Here is a 19585-nt window from a genome sequence, read left to right as displayed (position 1 = left end):
CGCTCGATCCGGGCGCAGCCTCTTTCTTTTCATGCATCGAAATGACCGTCAGTAGCTCGCCTTGACGAAGATATCGGCCAGCGCCTCGATCCCCGCCTGATCGTCGGCATCGAAGCGCGAGGCAACAGGGCTGTCGAGATCGATGACGCCTAAAATCTCGCCGTCGTGGCGCAGCGGCACGACGAGCTCCGAGCGCGAGGCGGCGTCGCAGGCAATATGGCCGGGAAAGGCATGAACGTCCTCGACGAGGATCGACTGGCCCTTTGCGACCGCCGTTCCGCAGACCCCGCGCCCGACCGCGATCCGCACGCAGGCGGTGCGTCCCTGGAACGGCCCGAGCACCAACTCCTCCTTCGACTTCAGGAAGTAGAAGCCGGCCCAGTTCAGCTCCGGCATCATCTCGAACATCAAGGCCGAGGTATTGGCCGCGTTGGCGATCACGTCACGCTCGCCGTGAAGCAGCCCCGCCAGCTGCTGGCCGAGCTCGCGATAGAATTCCGCCTTGTCGGCCTGATCGATTTTCGCCGTTTGAAACATGTCCGTTCACCTTCCAGCAATGCGTAGCGCTCGTCAGGCCTGATATAGCGATCCGCCCGGCACTTGCCAATTCCACCGCCGTGCAGGTGTCGCGGGCATCCCCCGTCGCGAATTCACGGCGGCCTCTTCAAATTCACGGCGGATTGACGGACGCGATCTTGTCCACCGGCGATCGGGCCATATGTCCATAATATGTCGATCGGATTATCCGGCGCTGGCGGCCGCCAGCGGCATCCGTCCGGCGAATGCAGACGCGAAAAGGCCGTGCTAGCCAACGGGCTTGCAAGGCTGTTGCGAGGTTATGCCATCGCACAACGCCAGCGCCGTAATTGACCGGCAACGATAGAACCATCCATTTTCAGTTCGAGGTAAAGACAATGACACCGGAAGACAGACAGGCCGTTTTCAGCCATCGCGAGATTGCCGCGGTCATTAAGGGAATAACGCTCGATGATGGCACCGATGCGCCGATAACGGGCAAGTCGCTTGGCGAAGCCATCCTTTTCGTATCCGAGGAAGCCTCCACCAATGCATCGAGCGCGCACGTGATCTACGGCGCCAACGAATCGCTGAGCTACACCGATTGCCTCAGCATCTATCGCGATTACGGACCGGCGCTCCGACGCGGCTCCAACTGAGCTGATCGGATAATGAAGCGTGGTGGCGGATCGCCGCCACGCGAGAGATGGCGTGGCGCGGCAATCACACCATTGGCTTTAAGACCGGCGCGACGTGCTGCGCAATTGTGCGGGGCAGCATTCTGAACTATACCGCCTCTGGTCGGCAACGATGCTTCCGACGCCCCAAGCTCTCTTCAAATCGAAACCGCTCCCATGACTGCTCTCCATTCGCCAGCGCGCGGCGTTCTCATCGCGTTCGCCGCCTATGCCGTTTTCGCGTTCAGCGACGCATCCATCAAGATCCTCCACGGCAGCATCCCTTCCTACGAGATCGCCTTCATAGGCGCGCTCTTCGGCACCGCCGCCCTGCCCTTCATCAAGGCCAAGGAGGATTCCTGGCTTGATATCGTGCGCACCACGAACCGCCCGCTCTGGCTTCTGCGCTTCGTCTGCGGCGCGGTCGGCGCCATTGCCTCGATCATCACCTTCACGCTGCTGCCGATGGCCGAAGCCTTCTGCCTGCTGTTCCTGCTGCCCTCCTTCGTCACCATCCTCTCCGTCATCTTCCTCAAGGAAGACGTTCGCTGGCAGCGCTGGGCCGCCGTTATCGTCGGCTTCCTGGGGGTGCTGGTGGTCTTGCGTCCCGGCTTCCGCGAACTGTCGATCGGCCATCTCGCCGCGGCGATCGGCGGTCTGTCGGCGGCGATCTCGATCGTTGTCTTGAGAAAGATGGGACCGGCCGAAAAGCGCCTGTCGCTTTATGGAGCCGCACTGCTTGGCACCATCATCGTCAGCGGCGTGCTGATGATCCCGCAATTCGTCGTGCCGACACCGCGGCAGTGGCTGTTCATCGCAAGCTACGGCCTGCTCGGCGCCGCCGGCAACGTGCTCTTGATGACCGCCGCGCGCATCGCCCCCGCCAACCTCGTCGCGCCGCCGCAGTATAGCCAGATGCTGTGGGCGATCGCCTTCGGCTACCTGATCTTCGACGACACGATCGACCTGCCGATGGCGGGCGGCATTCTCCTGATCATCTGCTCCGGCCTTCTCACGCTTGCCCGCGAACGCAAGCGCGGCACGCCGTTGCCGACATCCGTCGTCTCCTCCGACAGCCAGGCGCCGCTCGCGACCTCCGCTGCCGGCGAGAGCGCAACCGTGCCGAACGCCTGACCGGCGTCGTCGCGCACCGGACATCACCCCAAAACGCAACCACCCCTGCCCGCGTCTCCACGCAGGCAGGGGTGGTTTCATTTCAGACGATGGAAGGCCGGTCCGTCAGCGCAGGACAGGGCAACCGCGAACGTTGCCGAAGGTGATCTCGTCGGGTCCACGACGCGTGAAGCCCTGCACGATCACCCGGCGCGGCGTGATATCCACGACACGCGCGCGGCGGAAACCGTAGTCGCTCGCCTTGTCCTCTGCCAGACGCGGATCGCAACCGCGCGGCCGGCCGCCATAATACGGCGGCGGAGGCGGCGGGCGGCCGTAAACCGGCGGCGGTGGCGGCCGGCCGTAGCCCGGAGGCGGTGGTGGGCGTCCATAGCCCGGATGTGGTGGCGGGCGACCGCCGTCTATATAGATGTCCACCTGAGCGGATGCCGGGACCGTGGCGCCGGCAAGCGTGCCGGCGCCCAGTACCAGGGCAATACCCGCCTTGGTCAGAAACTGCATCATCGAAATCTCCATATCGCGCGGTTGCGACCGCGCTCCTTTTTCGATTCTCTCGGCCGGTAGGAAGAACGACCTGCCGGATAAACGCATTGTTATGCGATTCTGCACAAAGCAGGCTGAAAATGGCACTCCCAAGGCGATGTCATCGCTTGAGTTCGCCGGGCTCATCAAGGATGGATCAACGGCGAATTTCCGGGCAACCGCGAACATTCGCGAAGTACATGCGGTCCCAATAGCCGCGATAGCCGCGGCCGGAAACGATGACCCGGCGGGGCGTGATATCGGTAACGCGCGCATTGCGCAGACCGGCGTAGCGGGCCTTCTCGACAGCCCGAACCGGCGAGCATGCGCGAGCGGGCGCCGGGCGGTACTGAACGTCGATGATCGATGCACGCTCGGGACCGGCGGCGGCGGCAACCGAAGTCGTCGCGGGAATGGACGCGAGCGCGAGAATGGCGGCAAACGAAGCTTTGGCGATAAAACGGTTCATGATCATACTCTCATTGCTTGTCGATGGTCTCCCTTGCGGGATTGGACAAACGATAAACGCCTGAAAATGAACGATGTTCGAACCGGCCGTTCACATCTGGTTCAGTTGCCGAGATGCAGCACGACCTCGCGCCGATGCGGGCTTTCGCGATGTTCGAACAGATAGATCCCCTGCCAGGTGCCCAGTACGAGCCTTCCGTCCATGACCGGAATCCCGATTGAAACCTGCGTCAGCGCGGCCTTGATATGCGCGGGCATATCGTCGGGACCCTCCATCGTATGCACGATCCAGCGCATCGACGGGTCGGACGACGGCGGCACCAGACGGCGAAAGAAACCGTTGAGATCGGTCCGAACATCGGGATCGGCATTCTCCTGGATCAGCAGCGAGCACGATGTATGCCGCACGAAAACAGTGAGCAGCCCGGATTCGATGTCTGCGGAACGCACGAACGCAGCGATCTGATCGGTAAACTCATAAAGGCCCTGCCCGCGCGTCTGCAGGCTTAGAATCTTTTGTGGCATGGCAGCACCTCCGGACATGAACTCCGCCCAGAGGTCGCGCGCACCCGCCGTCCTGTCAATGCCGGTAATCGGTCCGCGTCAAAACCAAAGCAGCGGAACGAAGCCACCATAGATCATCCGCTTGCCATCGAAGATATCAAGGCATTCGGTGACCTGCAGTTCAGGATCGGCCATGACCTTCGCATTGATCTCGTCGCGTTGTTCGCGCGAATCATAGGTAATCCACGAAAACACCACGACCTCGTCATCGGTCGCCTGGACCGCCCGTGGAAACGACGTCAGCTCGCCATAGGGCACGTCGTCCGCGACGCATTCGACATAATCCCTGGCACCGTATGATTTCCAGATGGCACCGGCCTTGGCCGAGAGCGCCTTGTAGGCCTCGATATTCTTCTTCGGCACGGCAACGATAAAGCCGTCGACATAGGACATGATGTCTCTCCCTTGAACGTTGGCATCGCTTCAAGGACGAACAAGGCGGGCCTGAACCGACACACCTTTGAAGATAGGCGAAATGCCGGATTCTGCAAGACGGTGGATTGACCGCGTCAGACCGCGTCCGCGCGATCACCCTCGATCGCGGCGTTGAAGGTGCGGAAACGCTCGACGAGGAAATCGACGAGCGTGCGCACCGCCGTCGGCAGGCCGCGCGATGCCGTGAACACCAGATAGATCGTCGCCTGCGACATCTGATAATCGGGAAGCAGGCGGACCAGCGTTCCATGGCGCAAGCCTTCCGCGCAGACGATATCGGGAAGCAGCCCGACGCCGACGCCCGCATGGATCGCTTCCAGAACGGCGGGCACGCTGCGACAGCTCATGCGCGGTCGATGCTCGTGCCGGTATAGCGCGCCATCCGGCCCGGTGAAATCCCAGACGTCGACCTCGCGCCAGTCGATCAGGCCGCTGGTAAACGAAACCGTCGGCACGTCGGTCAGCGATCTCGATACCCTCCCCCTTGGGCAGCCGCGCCGCCATCTCCTTGTTGGCCACAAGGATGAGATCGACCTTGCTGAGGACACGCATCGTCAGCTCGGCATCGGTTTCCTCGGTCAGCTGCGCCCGGATGGCAAGGTCGAGTCGGTCGTTGATGATGTCCACCCGCTGGTCGGTGGCGAGAATCTGCAGCTGGATCTTCGGGTGGAGCAGCAGGAATTCCGGAAAGATCGCGCCGAGCGAACCCTCGAGCAGGCCGGTCGGAACGCTGAGCCTGATCGTTCCCTGCGGTTCGCCATTGGCGTCATTCACCGCTTTCGTCGCCCGTTCCGCTTCACGGAGCATGTTCTCACAGTAAACATATAGTGATTGACCGAGCTCGGTGACACGGAACCGATGCACCGTTCTTTCGATCAATCGGACACCGAGCCGATCCTCGAGCGCCGTGATGTGCCGGCTGAGTTTCGACTTCGGAAGACCCAGCACGCGACCCGCCGCGGAGAAGCCGCCATGGCGTACAACCGCTGCAAAATAAGCAAAGTCGTTCATATCCGGGAAAATAGTTTCAGACGCTGGCACTAGCCACCTCCTCGACAACAAGGTCCTAAAACACTCCCCCCGGCCAGTCGCATACGCCGCGAAATCGAATATGCCAACTGCGACTTCAAACTTTTCGTTCCAAATTTGGAACATAGCGTTCCAGTGAGCCCCCTTCATTTTGCTGCAACGCGGTACTATCTCGCCGACATTGCCGTCACCGCGTATCTTGACGGTGCCCTGTTGCTCCCCGGAGCACCCGAAATGATCGCTGAATTGTGTTGCTCCGCAGCTGCCGGGGCATTGCGCGCTTTGCGTAAGTCATTGATATTGTGGCAAATTCGCCACATGATCTGCCTAACAAGTTTCACAAACAACGATTTAGCCACCATCTGAATTGATAGATTTACTAAGGGATGAGAAAGAAGAGTCAGCGGTTCGCTGATCCGCGTGCCGAAAGGCTGTTTACCGGAACGGTTGCCATCATTTTCAAGTGTGTGGTGACGGTCTCTTCTAAAAGGAAATGGATTTCAAATGAACATTCGGATGGTCTTGTTGACGTCTGCAGCAGCCATGGCTGCCGCCGCGTCCCCAGTCTTCGCTGCTGACGCGATCGTTGCAGCCGAGCCTGAAGCAGTAGAATACGTTCGCGTCTGCGACGCTTACGGCACTGGCTACTTCTACATCCCGGGCACCGAAACCTGCCTCAAGATCGGCGGTTACCTCCGTTTTGAAGTATACGGCGGTTCCAACCAGAAGGGTAACTCGGACTGGAACGCTCGTACGCGCGCCCAGGTTCAGTTCACCGCAAAGAGCGACACCGAGTATGGTCCTCTGACCGGCGTTATCGTTCTCCGTAACAACGGCGACAACGCTTCCACGACGTCCACGCTGGACTCCGCCTACATCGACATCGCCGGCGTCCGCGCTGGTCTGTTCTACAGCTGGTGGGATGACGATCTGAGCGGCGAGCCGGACTCCTGTCCAGCTACCAGACCCTCCACAACTCCATTCGCTACCAGTACGAATCCGGCGACTTCTACGCTGGCGTTTCGCTTGACGAACTGGAAGACGGCGCTGGCGCGGACCGCGGCACCAACAACGGCAACGCCCTGGGCGTAGCTGCTGCGATTGGCGGCAAGGTCGGCGGCTTCTCCTATCAGTTGATCGGCGGCTACGACACCGACACCGAAGACGGCGCAATTCGCGGCATGCTCTTCGCTGACATCGGACCTGGCACGCTCGGCCTGGCCGCTGCTTATGCAACCGGCATCAACAGCTACTACGACGAGTCCGAGTGGACCGTTGCTGCTGAATACGCTCTGAAGGCAACTGAAAAGTTCACGGTCACCCCGACCGTTCAGTACTTCGGCAACTACGGCCACAACGCAACCGACACCGACTTCTCGTCCAACGACGCTTGGCGCGCAGGTCTGACGGTTGACTACCAGATCGTAGACAACCTCTACGCTAAGGCAACTGTCGACTACACGGACGTCGATGACGAAGATGGCGTAACCAAGGGCTTCTTCCGCCTGCAGCGCGCTTTCTAATCTGACTATCGGCGCCCCGGTTTAGGCCGGGGCACCTCTCACAAGTTTGCGTTTTCTGATCCGATTGACCTCCGATCAGTTACGGGGATTGGTCCGGTTTCCCTGCTGGACCAATCCTTGCCATTCAAGGACGGATTTGCCGCGATCGATCGCCGAATCCAGCTCTTATCAAGCGCCGTCGGCGTCTCGCCTTCCCTGGATCGTCAGCTCCTCGATGGAGTCGACCCGATCGGGATAAAAGGCGACATAGCCCTTGATCTCGCCGACGGCATCCGAGGGATCCTCATAGCTCCAGATCGCGTTCTCCGAACGCTTTCCATCCGACACGATTGTGTAGTAGGACGCCTCGCCCTTGTACGGGCAGTGGCTCTTGTGAGGACTGCGCGCCAGCAGCGCCACATCCACATCGCCGCGAGGAATATAGGAGACGGCGGGATAGCGCGCCTCTTTCAGCGTCAGCGCCTTGCGGCTATCGGCAACGACGCGGCCATTCCATGTGACGACCACACGCTTCGGGTTTGGCGTAATCGTGATCGGATGATCCGGGCCGGGTATCTTCATCGGTTGAGCGGACATCGGCAACTCCCATGATGCTGAAGGCATCAATATGGAGCGCACGACGGCTGTTTGCAGGACGGATGGCATAACGATGCGGTGATCGATCGGCCGGACGCCGAGACCGGCTTGAATCAACCGCTCAGAAGAATTCGTCAAGGATCTGATAGCGCTTCATTTTAACGGCATCCAGCGAGACGAGCCCATAGTGTCGGCAAAACGGCTCGACGAACGCCTCGCCGAAATTCCCAACGATGCTGCGGCAGGCAAGCGCGATATCCTGGTAGCGGTCGGCCACGCCAAGCCGACCGCAATCGATATAACCGGCGAAGCTCTCATCGGACGCGACGAAATTCGGCAGGCAGGCATCGCCATGCGTGACGACAAGGTCCTCATCGCCGGCAGGCATCCGGCGAAGCTCCGAAAACAGATCGTGAGCGCTTCGCCCCAGCCGCTCGCCATCGAAATCCCCCTCGTCGACCAACCCGGCCCGCATACGCCGCTCGGCGGCAGCAAGCCGTTTCGACCATCGGTGATCGAAGGGGCATGAAGCGATGTCGAGGGAATGCAGCGCGCGCAACGCCGAAGCCAGCATCACCACCCGCGCCTCGACCGAAAACGTCGAGGCGGACGCAAGATCGCGGCCAGGCAAGGCACTCATCAGCAGCCACTCACAGCCATCCTCGGTGACGGACGCGATGATATCGGGGCACGGCAGCCGCTGGTTCGACAACCACAGCAGACGCGCCGCCTCGTCCGCCAACTCGCCATGTGCACTGCGAGCCTCGCGCTTCAGATAGAACGTCGGTGCGCCCGTACGCTCGAGGCGAAACACCTCGGAGGTCGACCGCCCGATAGAATCACGATCCCAGGAATAACCCGCGATGAAGCTGTCCAGTGCAGCGGGATGAGCCAAGCGAGGTCTCACACGGTTGGCCCGCCTCGATCGAGGCCGCGGCGATCAGTGTACTGTTTCGGGCTGCATTTCGCCGTAGAGGATGGAAAGCGCGTCTTCCAGCGCTGACACCAGAATGTCGGTCAACTCGTCGCCACGGCTTTCGATGATCGCCACCTTGGTGGCTTCGTCCTGCTGCTCGAAAAAGCGCTCGATTTCGTTCGACATGTCATTGTCCCCTCTTGTGCCGCTAACATCCGGCGATGGGACAAAGCTAAGCGGTCATGCTTGCGTCGGACTGGAGCGGAGCGGATCAACGATTCCGTTTCACTTCGACACAACCAATCTAGCGCATTTCGAAAACGCTTCCAGACCGTTAAGCAAAACTTCCGTTATTTCCCTAACATCCTGCCTCATCATTTCGTGCGAAGCCTGGTCGAAACGTACCCGTCAGAATTCCGGGAACCCACGGCTGCGCCACTGCGACTTCGGGATCGCGGCGCCGACATCATAGGCGAAGGACACAACCTTGGTGCCTTCGGTATCGACCTCGCAGCGGAAGCTCATATCGTACCAGCGCGAACTCGCGCGGAACGCGCCGCGCTTGATCTCCAGCACATTGCCCTGCTGCAGGCGATAGGATGGCAGAAGCTCCGGCCGGAACCCCTGCGGCGAGCGCCTCAACTGTTCGCGCAGTTCCGTCGTGCAGAGCTCGGCGATCCGCATACCCCGCGGCATGCCGTCGATCGCCGTCCTCGCCACGGCACCGCCCGTGTCGTTCTGCGAATAGAGCTTCTTGACCTTGGTCAGTTGATCGGCCGCCGGCGTGGCCGTGGCGGCGGGGTCCGGTTTGGCGGTCTCGGTCGGCTTGGCCTGCATGATATCGGTCGTCACAACGCCTGTCGCCTCGGCGGGCGGCCCGTTGTTTTGCTGAAGCGTGTTGGCGACATCGACCTGCGGCAGGTTGATATCGTCGGGTATCGGCTTGGCCGGCGGCTTGTCGTCGGCCTCGGGCTTTCCGGCCGATACGGGATCGTCGGTGGGCTTTTCCGCATCTGGCGCGCCGGCGGGCTTGCCCGCTTCGCTCGATGCGTCGCCATCCTCCGCCTTCCTCGGACCGCTCGCCTTGTCACCGAATTCGAAGACGGGGCGCAGCGGACGGATCGGCTGCGGCTTGCCGTCGGGTCCCTTCGGCTGCTGGTCGGCCTTTGCCTGTTCGGCGGGGTCGGGCTTCGGCGGCTCCTCGGCCTTCTGCTCCTCGGGCGGCTTTTCTTCTGGAGGCTTTTCAGGCGGCGGCGGCTCGGGTGGCTTTGGCTCCGGCGGCTTCTCTTCAGCCGGCTTCTCTTCAGGCGGCTTGGGCGCCTCCGGTGGTTTCTCCTCCGGCGGCTTTGGCGACGGCGGCGGAGGTGGCGGCTCTGCCTTGGCCTCCTCCTTCGGCGGTTCGGGCGGCTTCTGCTCGGCCTTCTGTTCTTCCGGCTTCTGCTCGGCGGCGGGCTTTTGCGCCGCCGCCGGCTGCTCGGGTTTCTTCTCCTCGGGCTTCGGTTCTTCCGGCACCTTCAGCGCTGCCTGTTCCTCCGGCTTCTTCTCCTCGGGCTTCTTTTCCTCCGGTGGCGGCACCATCTCGACATTGACCGTCTCCTCCTGAGGAGGCGGCGTCGGCTGCGGCAGCCTGACGAGAAAGCCGGCGACGATGGCAACATGAAGCAGCACCGAGGCGACGACGCCCCAGCCGAACACTCCCAATTGCTTTTCAGGTGCCTTGGCCATACCCACGCGATGCTGAACGACAAGTTGTCGATGTGGCCTTTCAAGAAGGCATCATCAAGCCTTAAAGGCAAAAAACACGATCATCTGGCAAGCACCTGAACACCAGGCGCACAATCCCCAGCCCGAGACCGTCAAGAACGCGAAAAGCCGGACCCAGGGCCCGGCTTTTCGAATGACGTTGTCCCCGACTTAGCTGTCAAGGAACGAGCGCAGCTTGCGCGAGCGGCTCGGATGCTTCAGCTTGCGCAGCGCCTTCGCTTCGATCTGACGGATACGTTCGCGGGTAACCGAGAACTGCTGGCCGACTTCCTCGAGCGTATGGTCGGTGTTCATGCCGATGCCGAAGCGCATGCGCAGCACGCGCTCTTCGCGCGGCGTGAGCGAAGCGAGAACACGGGTCGTCGTCTCGCGCAGGTTCGCCTGGATGGCCGCGTCGATCGGCAGAAGCGCGTTCTTGTCCTCGATGAAATCGCCGAGGTGCGAATCTTCTTCGTCACCGACAGGCGTTTCGAGCGAGATCGGCTCCTTGGCGATCTTCAGGACCTTGCGGACCTTCTCGAGCGGCATGGCGAGCTTTTCGGCCAGTTCCTCCGGCGTCGGCTCGCGGCCGATCTCGTGCAGCATCTGGCGCGAGGTGCGGACGATCTTGTTGATCGTTTCGATCATATGAACAGGAATACGGATCGTACGGGCCTGGTCGGCGATCGAACGGGTGATCGCCTGACGGATCCACCATGTCGCATAGGTCGAGAACTTGTAGCCACGGCGGTATTCGAACTTGTCGACCGCCTTCATCAGGCCGATATTGCCTTCCTGAATGAGGTCGAGGAACTGCAGGCCGCGGTTCGTGTACTTCTTGGCGATGGAGATGACGAGGCGAAGGTTCGCTTCGACCATTTCCTTCTTGGCGATACGCGCTTCGCGCTCGCCCTTCTGCACCATCGACACGATACGCCGGAATTCGGCGATGGAGATGCCGGTTTCCGTTGCGAGGTTCTGGATCTCCTGGCGGATGTCGCGGATCGTGGTGTTCTCGCCCTTGGCGAATTCCTTCCAGCCGCGTGCGGCAAGGTTGGCGATCGACTTCATCCAGTTCGGATCGAGCTCGGCGCCTTGGTACTGCTCCAGGAACGAGTCACGCTTGACGCCGTAGGATTCGGCGAGACGCAGCAAGCGGCCTTCGTTCTGCATCAGTCGCTTGGAGATATCGTAGAGCTGCTCGACGAGGGCGTCGACGCGGTTCTGGTTCAGCGACAGAGACTTCACCGCCTTGATGAGCTCATCCTTGAGCTCCTTGTAGCGGCGTTCCTGCGCGGAAGACAGCGTGCCGGTTGCAGCCAGCCGCTGCTCGACCTGCTGGTCCTGCAGCTTGCGCAGCTTCTTGTAGGTCTCGGCGATGATGTCGAGCGTTTCCATGACCTGTGGACGCAGTTCCGCTTCCATGGCGGCCAGCGACAGGTTGGATTCGTCCTCGTCTTCTTCTTCCTCTTCCGGAGGCAGGCCCTCGCCGCCGACATTGGTGATGTCGTCGTCGCCCGAACGGGTGCGGCGGGTCTTTTCCTTCTCCTCGGCGGCCTTGCGGTCGGCCTCGATCTTCTCGGGGCTCTGGAACTGCGGCGCAGCCTTCGCCTCGGGACCGGAATAGGTCGTTTCGAGATCGATGATCTCGCGCAGCAGCGTCGTGCCTTCGTTGAGTTCGTCGCGCCAGATGATGATCGCCTGGAAGGTCAGCGGGCTCTCGCAGAGACCACCGATCATCGTTTCGCGGCCGGCCTCGATGCGCTTGGCGATGGCGATTTCGCCTTCGCGCGACAGAAGCTCCACCGAGCCCATTTCGCGCAGGTACATGCGCACGGGATCGTCGGTACGGTCGGTCGGCTCTTTCTTCTTGGCGGTCGCGAGCGCGGTACCGCCGGAGGGAGCAAGCTCCCCGCCTTCGCTTTCCTCGTCCGAACCGGAATCGTCGTCGCCGGCGTCGTTGCCGCCGGCTTCTTCGGCTTCTTCATCCTCGATGACGTTGATGCCCATGTCCGACAGCATCGACATCGTGTCTTCGATCTGCTCGGACGTCACTTCCTCGGACGGCAGAACGGCATTGAGCTCGTCCATCGTCACATAGCCGCGCTTCTTGGCGGCCTTGATCATTTTCTTGACCGCGTCATCGGAAAGATCGAGAAGAGGGCCGTCGGTACCGCCGTCGCGTTCGACTTCCGCTTCTTCGTTCTCTTTGACCTTCGTTGCCATGTATATCGTCGCCTTCCTGACGCTATTCAAACTCGCTGCGGTAAAACGGCCCTATCAAGGCCGGCGCGCCGCAAACGGCCGTCTCGAATCACCTGATCCCAAATAACGGGATGACATTTAATGCCTGATTAACCACGATTGCCGGCGCCGGACGACAGAGTTCATATGTCACCAAATGTCCGGCCATGGTTGTGCGATCTGCCCTTGACCCAGTTCACCGCTATTCAAGTCGAACGGTGATTCCCACAATTTTAGTTCTCGTCAAGCTTTTCCAGCAAAAAAGCGCGAGAAAACTTGGAAAAAGCCTTATCCACAGGCCGCAAGCCGCAAGCCGCCAAAGCGGTTGCCAAGCATAGATAGGATGTCACCACGGGAAGACAAGAGCGTGCGCCATTCTTGTGAAACGGCCGGCTGCGCACGCTGTGCGCGCACCTCCAAGCAAGCTAATGCGACTTGCCGTCCCATGGCTGGATCTCGATCGCCGCAAGATCGACGGCGGGGACGCAGCGCAGATTGATGCAGGCCATCTCCGTGCCATCGGGCATCTTGCCCTCGCTGAACGGGCCGACGCCGCAATTGCCGCAGAAGTGATGCTGGATCACATGGGCGTTGAATGTGTAGGTCGACAGTGCCTCGCGCGGCGTCTTAAGGCTGAACTTGTCGCGCGGCACGAAAGCGAGCAACCCGCCTCGGCGCCGGCAGAGCGAGCAGTTGCAGTCGATCGCCGACGTAAAATCGCCCTCGACATCGAAGGCGATCTGGCCGCAGTGGCAGCTTCCTTCATAAATCATGTCATTCTCCTCCCATTACCAGTCCATCACCACCTTGCCTGAGTTACCCGACCGCATTGCCTCGAAACCCTCGCGGAAATCGTCGATGCCGATGCGGTGAGTGATCAAGCCGGACAGGTCCAGCCCACCCTGCACGAAGGCGATCATCTTGTACCAGGTCTCGAACATTTCGCGGCCGTAGATGCCTTTCAGATTGAGCATCTTGAAGATCACCTTGTTCCAGTCGATCTCGAAGCCGGCGGGCGCGATGCCGAGAATGGCGATCTTGCCGCCATTGTTCATCTTGTCGATCATGTCGCGAAAGGCGGGTGCGGCGCCGGACATCTCCAGCCCGACATCGAAGCCCTCGGTCATGCCAATCGACGTCATCACGTCGGAGAGGTTCTCCTTCGATGCATCGACGACATGATCGATGCCGAGCTTGCGGGCGAGATCGAGCCGGTGCGGATTGATATCGGTGATCACGACCTTGCGCGCGCCGGACCGCTTGGCGACCAGCGCCCCCATGATGCCGATCGGTCCGGCGCCGGTCACAAGCACGTCCTCGCCGACGAGGTCGAAGGAGAGCGCCGTATGCACGGCATTGCCGAACGGATCGAAGATCGCCGCGATCTCATCGGGGATATCGTCGGGGATCGGCACGACATTGGCTTCCGGAATGCAGACGAACTCGCCGAAGGAACCGGGACGATTGACACCGACGCCTTGCGTATTGCGGCACAGATGCCCGCGCCCGGCGCGACAGTTGCGGCATTTTCCGCAGACGATATGCCCCTCGCCCGAGACCCGCTCGCCGACATGATACTTGGTGACGGCGGAGCCCACCTCGGCGATCACGCCGCAGAACTCATGCCCCACCACCATCGGCACAGGAATGGTCTTCTGCGCCCACTGGTCCCAGTTCCAGATATGCACGTCTGTCCCGCAGATCGCCGATTTCCGGACCTTGATCAGCACATCGTTCGGCCCGACCTCCGGCACCGGTACGTGCTCCATCCAGAGCCCGGCTTCAGGCTTGGACTTCACCAACGCCTTCATCATGTTCGACATTCAATTCCTCCCAATTGCCGCGTTCCCCCCTTTTCCCACAGGGGAGAAGGGGGAACGCTCGCAGCGGCTCAAATCACACCCAACTCCCGCCCGGCCTCGGCGAATGCCGCAATCGCTCGCTCGACGTCCTCGCGCAAATGCGCCGCCGACATCTGCGTACGAATGCGCGCCTGCCCCTTCGGCACCACGGGGAAGGAGAAGCCGATGACATAGACGCCCTTCTTCAGCATCAGCGCCGCCATGTCCTGCGCCAGCTTCGCGTCGCCGAGCATGACGGGAATGATCGGGTGCCCCTCGCCCGCCAGCGTGAAGCCGAGCTTCGTCATCTCCGAACGAAACAGATCCGCGTTGGCGGACAACCGCGCCCGCAGCGCATCGCCATGATCGATCAGGTCGAAGACCTTCAGCGACGCCGCCGCGATGACGGGCGCCAGCGTGTTGGAAAACAGATAGGGCCGGGACCGCTGTCGCAGCCATTCCACCACCTCCGCCTTCGCCGACGTATAACCGCCCGATGCACCGCCCAGCGCCTTGCCGAGCGTACCGGTGATGATATCGACCCGCCCCTCGACGCCGCAATGCTCGGCCGAGCCGCGACCATGCTTGCCGACGAACCCGACCGCATGGCTGTCGTCGACCATGACCATCGCGCCATACTTCTCGGCGAGATCGCAGACACCCTTGAGATTGGCGATGATCCCGTCCATCGAAAACACGCCATCGGTGGCGATCAGCTTGAAGCGGCTGCCCTCGGCCTTCTTCAACTCCTCCTCGAGCGCCGCCATGTCATTGTTGGCATAGCGGAAACGCTTGGCCTTGGAGAGACGCACGCCATCGATGATCGAGGCATGGTTCAGCGCATCGGAGATGATCGCATCCTCTTCGCCAAGCAGCGTCTCGAACAGGCCGCCATTGGCATCGAAGCAGGAGGAATAAAGGATCGTGTCTTCCATCCCGAGAAACGACGAAATCCTGGCCTCAAGCTCTTTGTGCTCCTCCTGCGTGCCGCAGATGAAACGCACGGACGCCATGCCATAACCATAGCGATCGAGCGCCTGCTTGCCCGCCTCCGCCAGCTCTTCGTTGTCGGCAAGGCCGAGATAGTTGTTGGCGCAGAAATTCAGCACCCGCTCGCCTGAAGCAATCGCGATCTCACCGGCCTGCTTCGAGGTGATGACGCGCTCCGCCTTGTAAAGCCCGGCCTCCTTCAGGCCGGCAAGCTCGGTGCGTAAATGGGAGAGGAACTGCGAGGTCATTGGTGGCCCTTCTTTGAAACTTCCCGATGCCATCGCACTAGCACATCGGCACCGGTTTGTCTTGGCGAGACCAAAGCCAGTCCGTCACCGGATCACCCATCAAACCCCAAGATCACCTCCAGAAACGCATCCCCATAGCGCTCCAGCTTCGATTGCCCGACGCCGGAAATGCCGAGCAGTTCCTTGTGCGTGCGCGGCCGCTCGGTGGCGAAGGCGATCAGCGTCGTGTCGGGGAAGACGACGTAGGGTGGGACGCTCAGCGAGCGGGCGATCGCGGTGCGCTCGGCGCGGAGCGCCTCGAACAGCGCGTCGTCGGAGCCCGACAGGACCGAGCGCCGCTCGGCCTGCGCCGCCCTCTTCGGCCGCCGTTCGGAAGCCGGGCGGTCCTTGCGGAAGAACACCTCGCGCTCGCGCTTGAACACGGCGCGCGCGCCCTCCTCCAGCTTCAGCGCGCCGAAAGCGCCGTGGTCGACGCGCACCAGGCCCATGGCGAGAAGCTGCCGGAACACGGATTGCCAGGTGCGCGCGGCGATATCCTTGCCCGCGCCGAAAACCGGCATTTCGGTGTGACCGAAACGCTCCGTCTTTTCGCTGACATTGCCGACAAGCACATCGACGACATGCCCGGTGCCAAAACGCTCTCCCGTGCGATAGATCGCCGCCAGCGCCTTGATCGCCGCATCCGTCCCGTCCCAGGTCTCGACCGGCTTCAGGCAGGTGTCGCAGCCGCCGCAATTGCCGGCATGGCTCTCGCCGAAATGCGAGAGAATAGCCTGCCGCCGGCACGACGCCGTCTCGCAGATGGCTAAGAGCGCGTTGAGCTTGGAGCGTTCCACCCGCTTGATCTCGTCGGCGGCACCGCCTTCGTCGATCATCCGTCCGCGCTGGATCACGTCGGCCATGCCATAGGCCATCCAGACCTCGGAAGGCAGCCCGTCGCGCCCGGCGCGGCCGGTCTCCTGGTAGTAGGCCTCGACGGAACCCGGCAGGTCGAGATGCGCGACATAGCGCACGTTCGGCTTGTCGATCCCCATGCCGAAGGCAACTGTCGCAACGAGGCAGAGATCCTCTTCCTTGAGGAAGGCATCCTGGTTGGCGTCGCGCACGGCGCGGTCCATGCCGGCGTGATAGGCGAGCGCGCGAATACCCTGGCCGTTCAGCCACTCGGCCGTGTCCTCGACCTTGGCGCGCGACAGGCAGTAGACGATGCCGCTATTGCCCTTGTGGCCGGCGAGAAACCGCAGGAGCTGCTGGCGCGGCTGGTCGCGCTCGACGATTTCGTAACTGATGTTCGGCCGGTCGAAGCTGGTGGTGAAGATCTTCGCACCATTGAGACCCAGCCGGGCTGCGATATCGTCGCGCGTATGCGGATCGGCCGTCGCCGTCAGCGCGATGCGGGGAACGCCGGGATAAAGCTCGCCGAGCTTGCCGAGCTCACGATATTCGGGCCGGAAATCGTGGCCCCATTGGGATACGCAGTGCGCTTCATCTATCGCGAACAAGGCGATCCTGGCATTTCCGATGATATCGCGAAACCCCTCCATCAGGATGCGCTCGGGCGTGACATAAAGCAGGTCGAGATTGCCCGACGAGATCGCCCGGCGAACCTCGACATATTCCTCGCGCGTCAGCGACGAGTTGAGCGCGGCCGCGCGGATGCCGAGCTGTTTCATCGCCTCCACCTGATCGCGCATCAGCGCGATCAGCGGCGAGACGACGATGCCGACACCATCGCGGCAGAGTGCGGGGATCTGGAAGCAGATCGACTTGCCGGCGCCTGTCGGAAACAGCACCAGCGCATCGCCGCCATCGACCACATGCTCGACGACCGCCTGCTGCTTGCCGCGAAAGGCCGGGTAGCCGTAGACGTGGTTGAGGATGCCGAGCGGCGTGCGCTCGGCGCCAAACAGCGCGTCACCCGCCGAAAACCGTGTATCCGCCGCGTCCATCAATGGCTCGCAGCCCCTTTGACGCGACCCGAGAGCACGCCGAAGCCATCGATGATCGCTTCCTGGTTCTCAAGCCGCAGCCCCTCGAAGTGAACCTCCTGCAACGCCCGCATCAGCTGGTCGATCACCTCTTCATTGCCGCTTTCGGTGGCCTCGGCGATCTCTTTCTCCAGCTCGATCTTCTGCCAGCGCAGCGCCTTGGCGCGCTTGTGGAAGGCAAGCGCCTGCCGATAGCCCTCGCGCGCATCCTCCATCGCCGCCTGCTCGGTGGCGATCCACAGCCGCGCATTGCGGATCTGCTGCTCCAGCGTCTGGATCAGCCCGCCGAAGCCCTGCTCTTCCAGCCGCTCGACCAGATAATCGCGCGTCAGATGCGGGCCTGCGACGGCGGCCGCGGCCCCGAGCATGCCCGACCAGAGCCGCTGTAGCTCGCGGCTGTCGTAATCGATCGAGGCGATCTCGTCATACTCGTCCTGCATCAGCGCCGGATGGTTGACGACGGTCAGCGCCAGCACGCTTTCGCGCAGCGCCGGCGTTTCCTGATGGCCGCGCACCAGCCCGGAGCGAGCCAGCCGATCCGAAATACCGCCGCCGGAAACGCGCGCGCCGCGCGGGCCATCGTTGCCGCGTCCCCGCCCCTGCCCACCGCCACGTTCGAAGCCGCCGCGATCGAAATTGCGCCGCTCGCCGCCGTCGCGGTTCTGGAACTGCGGCCGGAAAAAGCCGTTCAGCCGATCGCGCATGTCCTGCTGGTAGTGCCGGCGCACATCCTCGTCGGCGATGACGGCCACCAGCTGCCTCAGCCGCGCCTCGAGCTCGGCCTTCGCCTCCGGCGTCTCGAACGAGCCGGTCTTCAGCTCGCGGCCCCAGATCATCTCGGCCAGCGGCTTGGCCTGGCTCATCACCTTGTCGAACGGCGCCCGGCCCTCGTTGCGCACGAGATCGTCGGGATCCTTGCCATCGGGCAGCAGCGCGAAACGCACGGTGCGGCCGGGCTTGATATGCGGCAGCGCCAGATCGGCCGCGCGGTTGGCGGCGCGGATGCCGGCGCCGTCGCCGTCGAAGCAGAGCACCGGCTGCGGCGTCATCTTCCAGAGGAGCTCCAACTGGTTTTCGGTGAGCGCCGTACCGAGCGGAGCGACCGCGTTCTCGACGCCCGCCTGATAGAGCGCGATCACGTCCATGTAGCCTTCGACGGCAATGATCGTGCCTTCGCCATTGGCGCCCTGCGTCGAGCGCCGCGCGCGGGCGAAATTGTAGAGCACGTTGCCCTTGTGGAAGAGCTCCGTCTCGTTGGAATTGAGATATTTGGCCGGCGCGTCCGGCGACATGGCGCGGCCGCCGAAGGCGATCACCTTCTCGCGCGACGATAGGATCGGAAACATGATGCGGTCGCGGAAGCGATCGTAGGAAACCGGGATCTCCGGTCCGTGAACGACCAGCCCGCAGGCCTCGATCTGCTCCTTGGAAGCCCCCTTGCCCGCCAGATGCTCCTTCAACGCATTGCGGCTGTCGGGCGCGAAGCCGAGCCGGAAGGTTTCGATCGTCCGGCCGGTCAGCCCGCGGTCGCGCAGATAGGCGCGTGCTCGCGCCCCGTTCGCCGTCTGCAGCTGGTCCTGGAAGAACTGCGTCGCCAGTTCCATCACGTCGAGAAGCGTGGTCCGCTCCTTCTCGCGCTTCTCCATGGCGGGATCGGCGACGGGCATCGCGACACCGGCCATATCGGCGATCGTCTGCACCGCCTCGGGAAAGCTCAAGCCCTCGAGCTCCGTCAGGAACCGGAAGTGGTCGCCGGTTACGCCGCAGCCGAAGCAATGATAGCGTCCCTTGCGGTCCTCGCAGTGGAAGCTCGGCGACTTCTCGCCATGGAACGGGCAGCACGCCCAGTAATCGGCGCGCGAGACGTTGGTCTTGCGCTTGTCCCAGCTCACACGGCGGCCGATCACGTCCGAAATCAGGACGCGGTCGCGTATCTCGTCGAGAAAGGAATTTGAAAAGCGCATTTATACCTCTTGGCTATCCTCCATATAAACAGCTTATCCCGCGCATGCCACGAACTTCGGCCGATAGCCCCGCTATACACAGCTTGCTCGACGGACGACGCCTGACGACGCGGCCATCCCATCCGTTCGACCGAGAGCGACTGTCGGAGCCCGGCGCGAGCAGGCAGGCGCCCTATTTACAGGCCAGACGAGGTCATCCGCGATGTA

General features: G+C 62.2%; 19 protein-coding genes and 2 pseudogenes. 4 read left to right on the top strand and 17 right to left on the bottom strand.

Going from position 1 to position 19585, the window contains the following annotated elements; genetic code table 11:
• Positions 1-48: 48 nt before the first annotated feature.
• A complete protein-coding gene (locus tag P3R82_RS13635) occupies positions 49-537 on the bottom strand; it encodes a GAF domain-containing protein (RefSeq protein ID WP_283194231.1) in 489 nt (162 codons plus the stop codon).
• A 377-nt stretch (positions 538-914) separates the two neighbouring features.
• On the opposite strand from P3R82_RS13635, the gene P3R82_RS13630 reads away from it, so the two are divergent.
• Together P3R82_RS13630 and P3R82_RS13625 are read left to right on the top strand one after the other, a co-directional pair.
• Positions 915-1175, top strand: coding sequence for a hypothetical protein (locus P3R82_RS13630; RefSeq protein WP_111562265.1), 261 nt, complete (start codon positions 915-917; stop codon positions 1173-1175).
• Between the two features lie 195 nt (positions 1176-1370).
• Entirely contained in the window at positions 1371-2327 is a 957-nt protein-coding gene (locus tag P3R82_RS13625) for a DMT family transporter (protein ID WP_183899261.1), read from the top strand.
• Between the two features lie 105 nt (positions 2328-2432).
• On the opposite strand, the gene P3R82_RS13620 is transcribed toward P3R82_RS13625, so the two are convergent.
• From P3R82_RS13620 to P3R82_RS13600, 5 genes are all read right to left on the bottom strand, one after another.
• Complete coding sequence (locus P3R82_RS13620) at positions 2433-2831, bottom strand: hypothetical protein (protein ID WP_283194230.1); 399 nt, start codon at positions 2829-2831, stop codon at positions 2433-2435.
• A gap of 175 nt (positions 2832-3006) precedes the next feature.
• Positions 3007-3318, bottom strand: a complete 312-nt coding sequence (locus tag P3R82_RS13615) for a hypothetical protein (protein WP_283194229.1) — start codon at positions 3316-3318, stop codon at positions 3007-3009.
• Between the two features lie 101 nt (positions 3319-3419).
• Positions 3420-3842 (bottom strand): secondary thiamine-phosphate synthase enzyme YjbQ, encoded by a 423-nt coding sequence (locus tag P3R82_RS13610; protein WP_283194228.1) that lies wholly within the window; start codon positions 3840-3842, stop codon positions 3420-3422.
• 78 nt (positions 3843-3920) lie between these two features.
• Entirely contained in the window at positions 3921-4274 is a 354-nt protein-coding gene (locus P3R82_RS13605; protein ID WP_283194227.1) for a DUF1428 family protein, read from the bottom strand.
• Between the two features lie 116 nt (positions 4275-4390).
• A complete protein-coding gene (locus P3R82_RS13600; protein WP_283194226.1) occupies positions 4391-4663 on the bottom strand; it encodes a LysR substrate-binding domain-containing protein in 273 nt (90 codons plus the stop codon).
• Between the two features lie 43 nt (positions 4664-4706).
• On the opposite strand from P3R82_RS13600, the gene P3R82_RS13595 reads away from it, so the two are divergent.
• Entirely contained in the window at positions 4707-5144 is a 438-nt protein-coding gene (locus P3R82_RS13595) for a hypothetical protein (RefSeq protein WP_283194225.1), read from the top strand.
• 63 nt (positions 5145-5207) lie between these two features.
• Here the strand turns inward: P3R82_RS13595 and P3R82_RS13590 are convergent.
• Positions 5208-5327: pseudogene (locus P3R82_RS13590) on the bottom strand (LysR family transcriptional regulator); the annotation flags it as partial.
• A 522-nt stretch (positions 5328-5849) separates the two neighbouring features.
• On the opposite strand from P3R82_RS13590, the pseudogene P3R82_RS13585 reads away from it, so the two are divergent.
• Positions 5850-6868 (top strand): annotated as a pseudogene (locus tag P3R82_RS13585) (porin).
• Between the two features lie 168 nt (positions 6869-7036).
• Here P3R82_RS13585 and P3R82_RS13580 read toward each other — a convergent pair.
• From P3R82_RS13580 to dnaG, 10 genes are all read right to left on the bottom strand, one after another.
• Positions 7037-7444: a DUF427 domain-containing protein gene (locus P3R82_RS13580; protein WP_283194224.1), complete on the bottom strand. Its 408-nt coding sequence runs from the start codon at positions 7442-7444 to the stop codon at positions 7037-7039.
• A 121-nt stretch (positions 7445-7565) separates the two neighbouring features.
• On the bottom strand, positions 7566-8339 hold the full coding sequence (locus P3R82_RS13575; protein ID WP_283194223.1) for an APH(3') family aminoglycoside O-phosphotransferase: 774 nt from the start codon (positions 8337-8339) through the stop codon (positions 7566-7568).
• Positions 8340-8384: 45 nt separating this feature from the next.
• Positions 8385-8546, bottom strand: coding sequence for a hypothetical protein (locus P3R82_RS13570; protein ID WP_183899268.1), 162 nt, complete (start codon positions 8544-8546; stop codon positions 8385-8387).
• 222 nt (positions 8547-8768) lie between these two features.
• A complete protein-coding gene (locus P3R82_RS13565; protein ID WP_283194222.1) occupies positions 8769-10085 on the bottom strand; it encodes a DUF930 domain-containing protein in 1317 nt (438 codons plus the stop codon).
• Between the two features lie 189 nt (positions 10086-10274).
• Positions 10275-12329, bottom strand: coding sequence for an RNA polymerase sigma factor RpoD (gene rpoD / locus P3R82_RS13560; protein ID WP_183899270.1), 2055 nt, complete (start codon positions 12327-12329; stop codon positions 10275-10277).
• A gap of 443 nt (positions 12330-12772) precedes the next feature.
• A complete protein-coding gene (locus P3R82_RS13555) occupies positions 12773-13120 on the bottom strand; it encodes a GFA family protein (protein WP_283194221.1) in 348 nt (115 codons plus the stop codon).
• A 15-nt stretch (positions 13121-13135) separates the two neighbouring features.
• Entirely contained in the window at positions 13136-14170 is a 1035-nt protein-coding gene (gene tdh / locus P3R82_RS13550) for an L-threonine 3-dehydrogenase (protein ID WP_283194220.1), read from the bottom strand.
• A 68-nt stretch (positions 14171-14238) separates the two neighbouring features.
• A complete protein-coding gene (locus P3R82_RS13545) occupies positions 14239-15426 on the bottom strand; it encodes a glycine C-acetyltransferase (protein WP_283194219.1) in 1188 nt (395 codons plus the stop codon).
• Between the two features lie 92 nt (positions 15427-15518).
• Positions 15519-17375, bottom strand: coding sequence for a DNA helicase RecQ (gene recQ, locus P3R82_RS13540; protein ID WP_283194218.1), 1857 nt, complete (start codon positions 17373-17375; stop codon positions 15519-15521).
• Positions 17375-19378: a DNA primase gene (dnaG, locus tag P3R82_RS13535; RefSeq protein WP_283194217.1), complete on the bottom strand. Its 2004-nt coding sequence runs from the start codon at positions 19376-19378 to the stop codon at positions 17375-17377. The genes recQ and dnaG overlap by 1 nt, the downstream gene beginning before the upstream one ends.
• Between the last annotated feature and the right edge of the window lie 207 nt (positions 19379-19585).

Source organism: Rhizobium sp. AN80A (assembly GCF_030053015.1).
Lineage (GTDB): Bacteria > Pseudomonadota > Alphaproteobacteria > Rhizobiales > Rhizobiaceae > Rhizobium > Rhizobium metallidurans.
The sequence above is the reverse complement of the archived record's forward strand: the minus strand, read 5'-3'. Positions and strand labels throughout refer to the sequence as shown.

What these genes read in the sequence shown, in the direction of transcription:
- P3R82_RS13635 (WP_283194231.1), bottom strand. Translation starts at nt 537, where the DNA reads ATGTTTCAAACGGCGAAAATCGATCAGGCCGACAAGGCGGAATTCTAT.
- P3R82_RS13630 (WP_111562265.1), top strand. Translation starts at nt 915, where the DNA reads ATGACACCGGAAGACAGACAGGCCGTTTTCAGCCATCGCGAGATTGCC.
- P3R82_RS13625 (WP_183899261.1), top strand. Translation starts at nt 1,371, where the DNA reads ATGACTGCTCTCCATTCGCCAGCGCGCGGCGTTCTCATCGCGTTCGCC.
- P3R82_RS13620 (WP_283194230.1), bottom strand. Translation starts at nt 2,831, where the DNA reads ATGATGCAGTTTCTGACCAAGGCGGGTATTGCCCTGGTACTGGGCGCC.
- P3R82_RS13615 (WP_283194229.1), bottom strand. Translation starts at nt 3,318, where the DNA reads ATGAACCGTTTTATCGCCAAAGCTTCGTTTGCCGCCATTCTCGCGCTC.
- P3R82_RS13610 (WP_283194228.1), bottom strand. Translation starts at nt 3,842, where the DNA reads ATGCCACAAAAGATTCTAAGCCTGCAGACGCGCGGGCAGGGCCTTTAT.
- P3R82_RS13605 (WP_283194227.1), bottom strand. Translation starts at nt 4,274, where the DNA reads ATGTCCTATGTCGACGGCTTTATCGTTGCCGTGCCGAAGAAGAATATC.
- P3R82_RS13600 (WP_283194226.1), bottom strand. Translation starts at nt 4,663, where the DNA reads ATGAGCTGTCGCAGCGTGCCCGCCGTTCTGGAAGCGATCCATGCGGGC.
- P3R82_RS13580 (WP_283194224.1), bottom strand. Translation starts at nt 7,444, where the DNA reads ATGTCCGCTCAACCGATGAAGATACCCGGCCCGGATCATCCGATCACG.
- P3R82_RS13570 (WP_183899268.1), bottom strand. Translation starts at nt 8,546, where the DNA reads ATGTCGAACGAAATCGAGCGCTTTTTCGAGCAGCAGGACGAAGCCACC.
- P3R82_RS13565 (WP_283194222.1), bottom strand. Translation starts at nt 10,085, where the DNA reads ATGGCCAAGGCACCTGAAAAGCAATTGGGAGTGTTCGGCTGGGGCGTC.
- rpoD (WP_183899270.1), bottom strand. Translation starts at nt 12,329, where the DNA reads ATGGCAACGAAGGTCAAAGAGAACGAAGAAGCGGAAGTCGAACGCGAC.
- P3R82_RS13555 (WP_283194221.1), bottom strand. Translation starts at nt 13,120, where the DNA reads ATGATTTATGAAGGAAGCTGCCACTGCGGCCAGATCGCCTTCGATGTC.
- tdh (WP_283194220.1), bottom strand. Translation starts at nt 14,170, where the DNA reads ATGTCGAACATGATGAAGGCGTTGGTGAAGTCCAAGCCTGAAGCCGGG.
- P3R82_RS13545 (WP_283194219.1), bottom strand. Translation starts at nt 15,426, where the DNA reads ATGACCTCGCAGTTCCTCTCCCATTTACGCACCGAGCTTGCCGGCCTG.
- recQ (WP_283194218.1), bottom strand. Translation starts at nt 17,375, where the DNA reads ATGGACGCGGCGGATACACGGTTTTCGGCGGGTGACGCGCTGTTTGGC.
- dnaG (WP_283194217.1), bottom strand. Translation starts at nt 19,378, where the DNA reads ATGCGCTTTTCAAATTCCTTTCTCGACGAGATACGCGACCGCGTCCTG.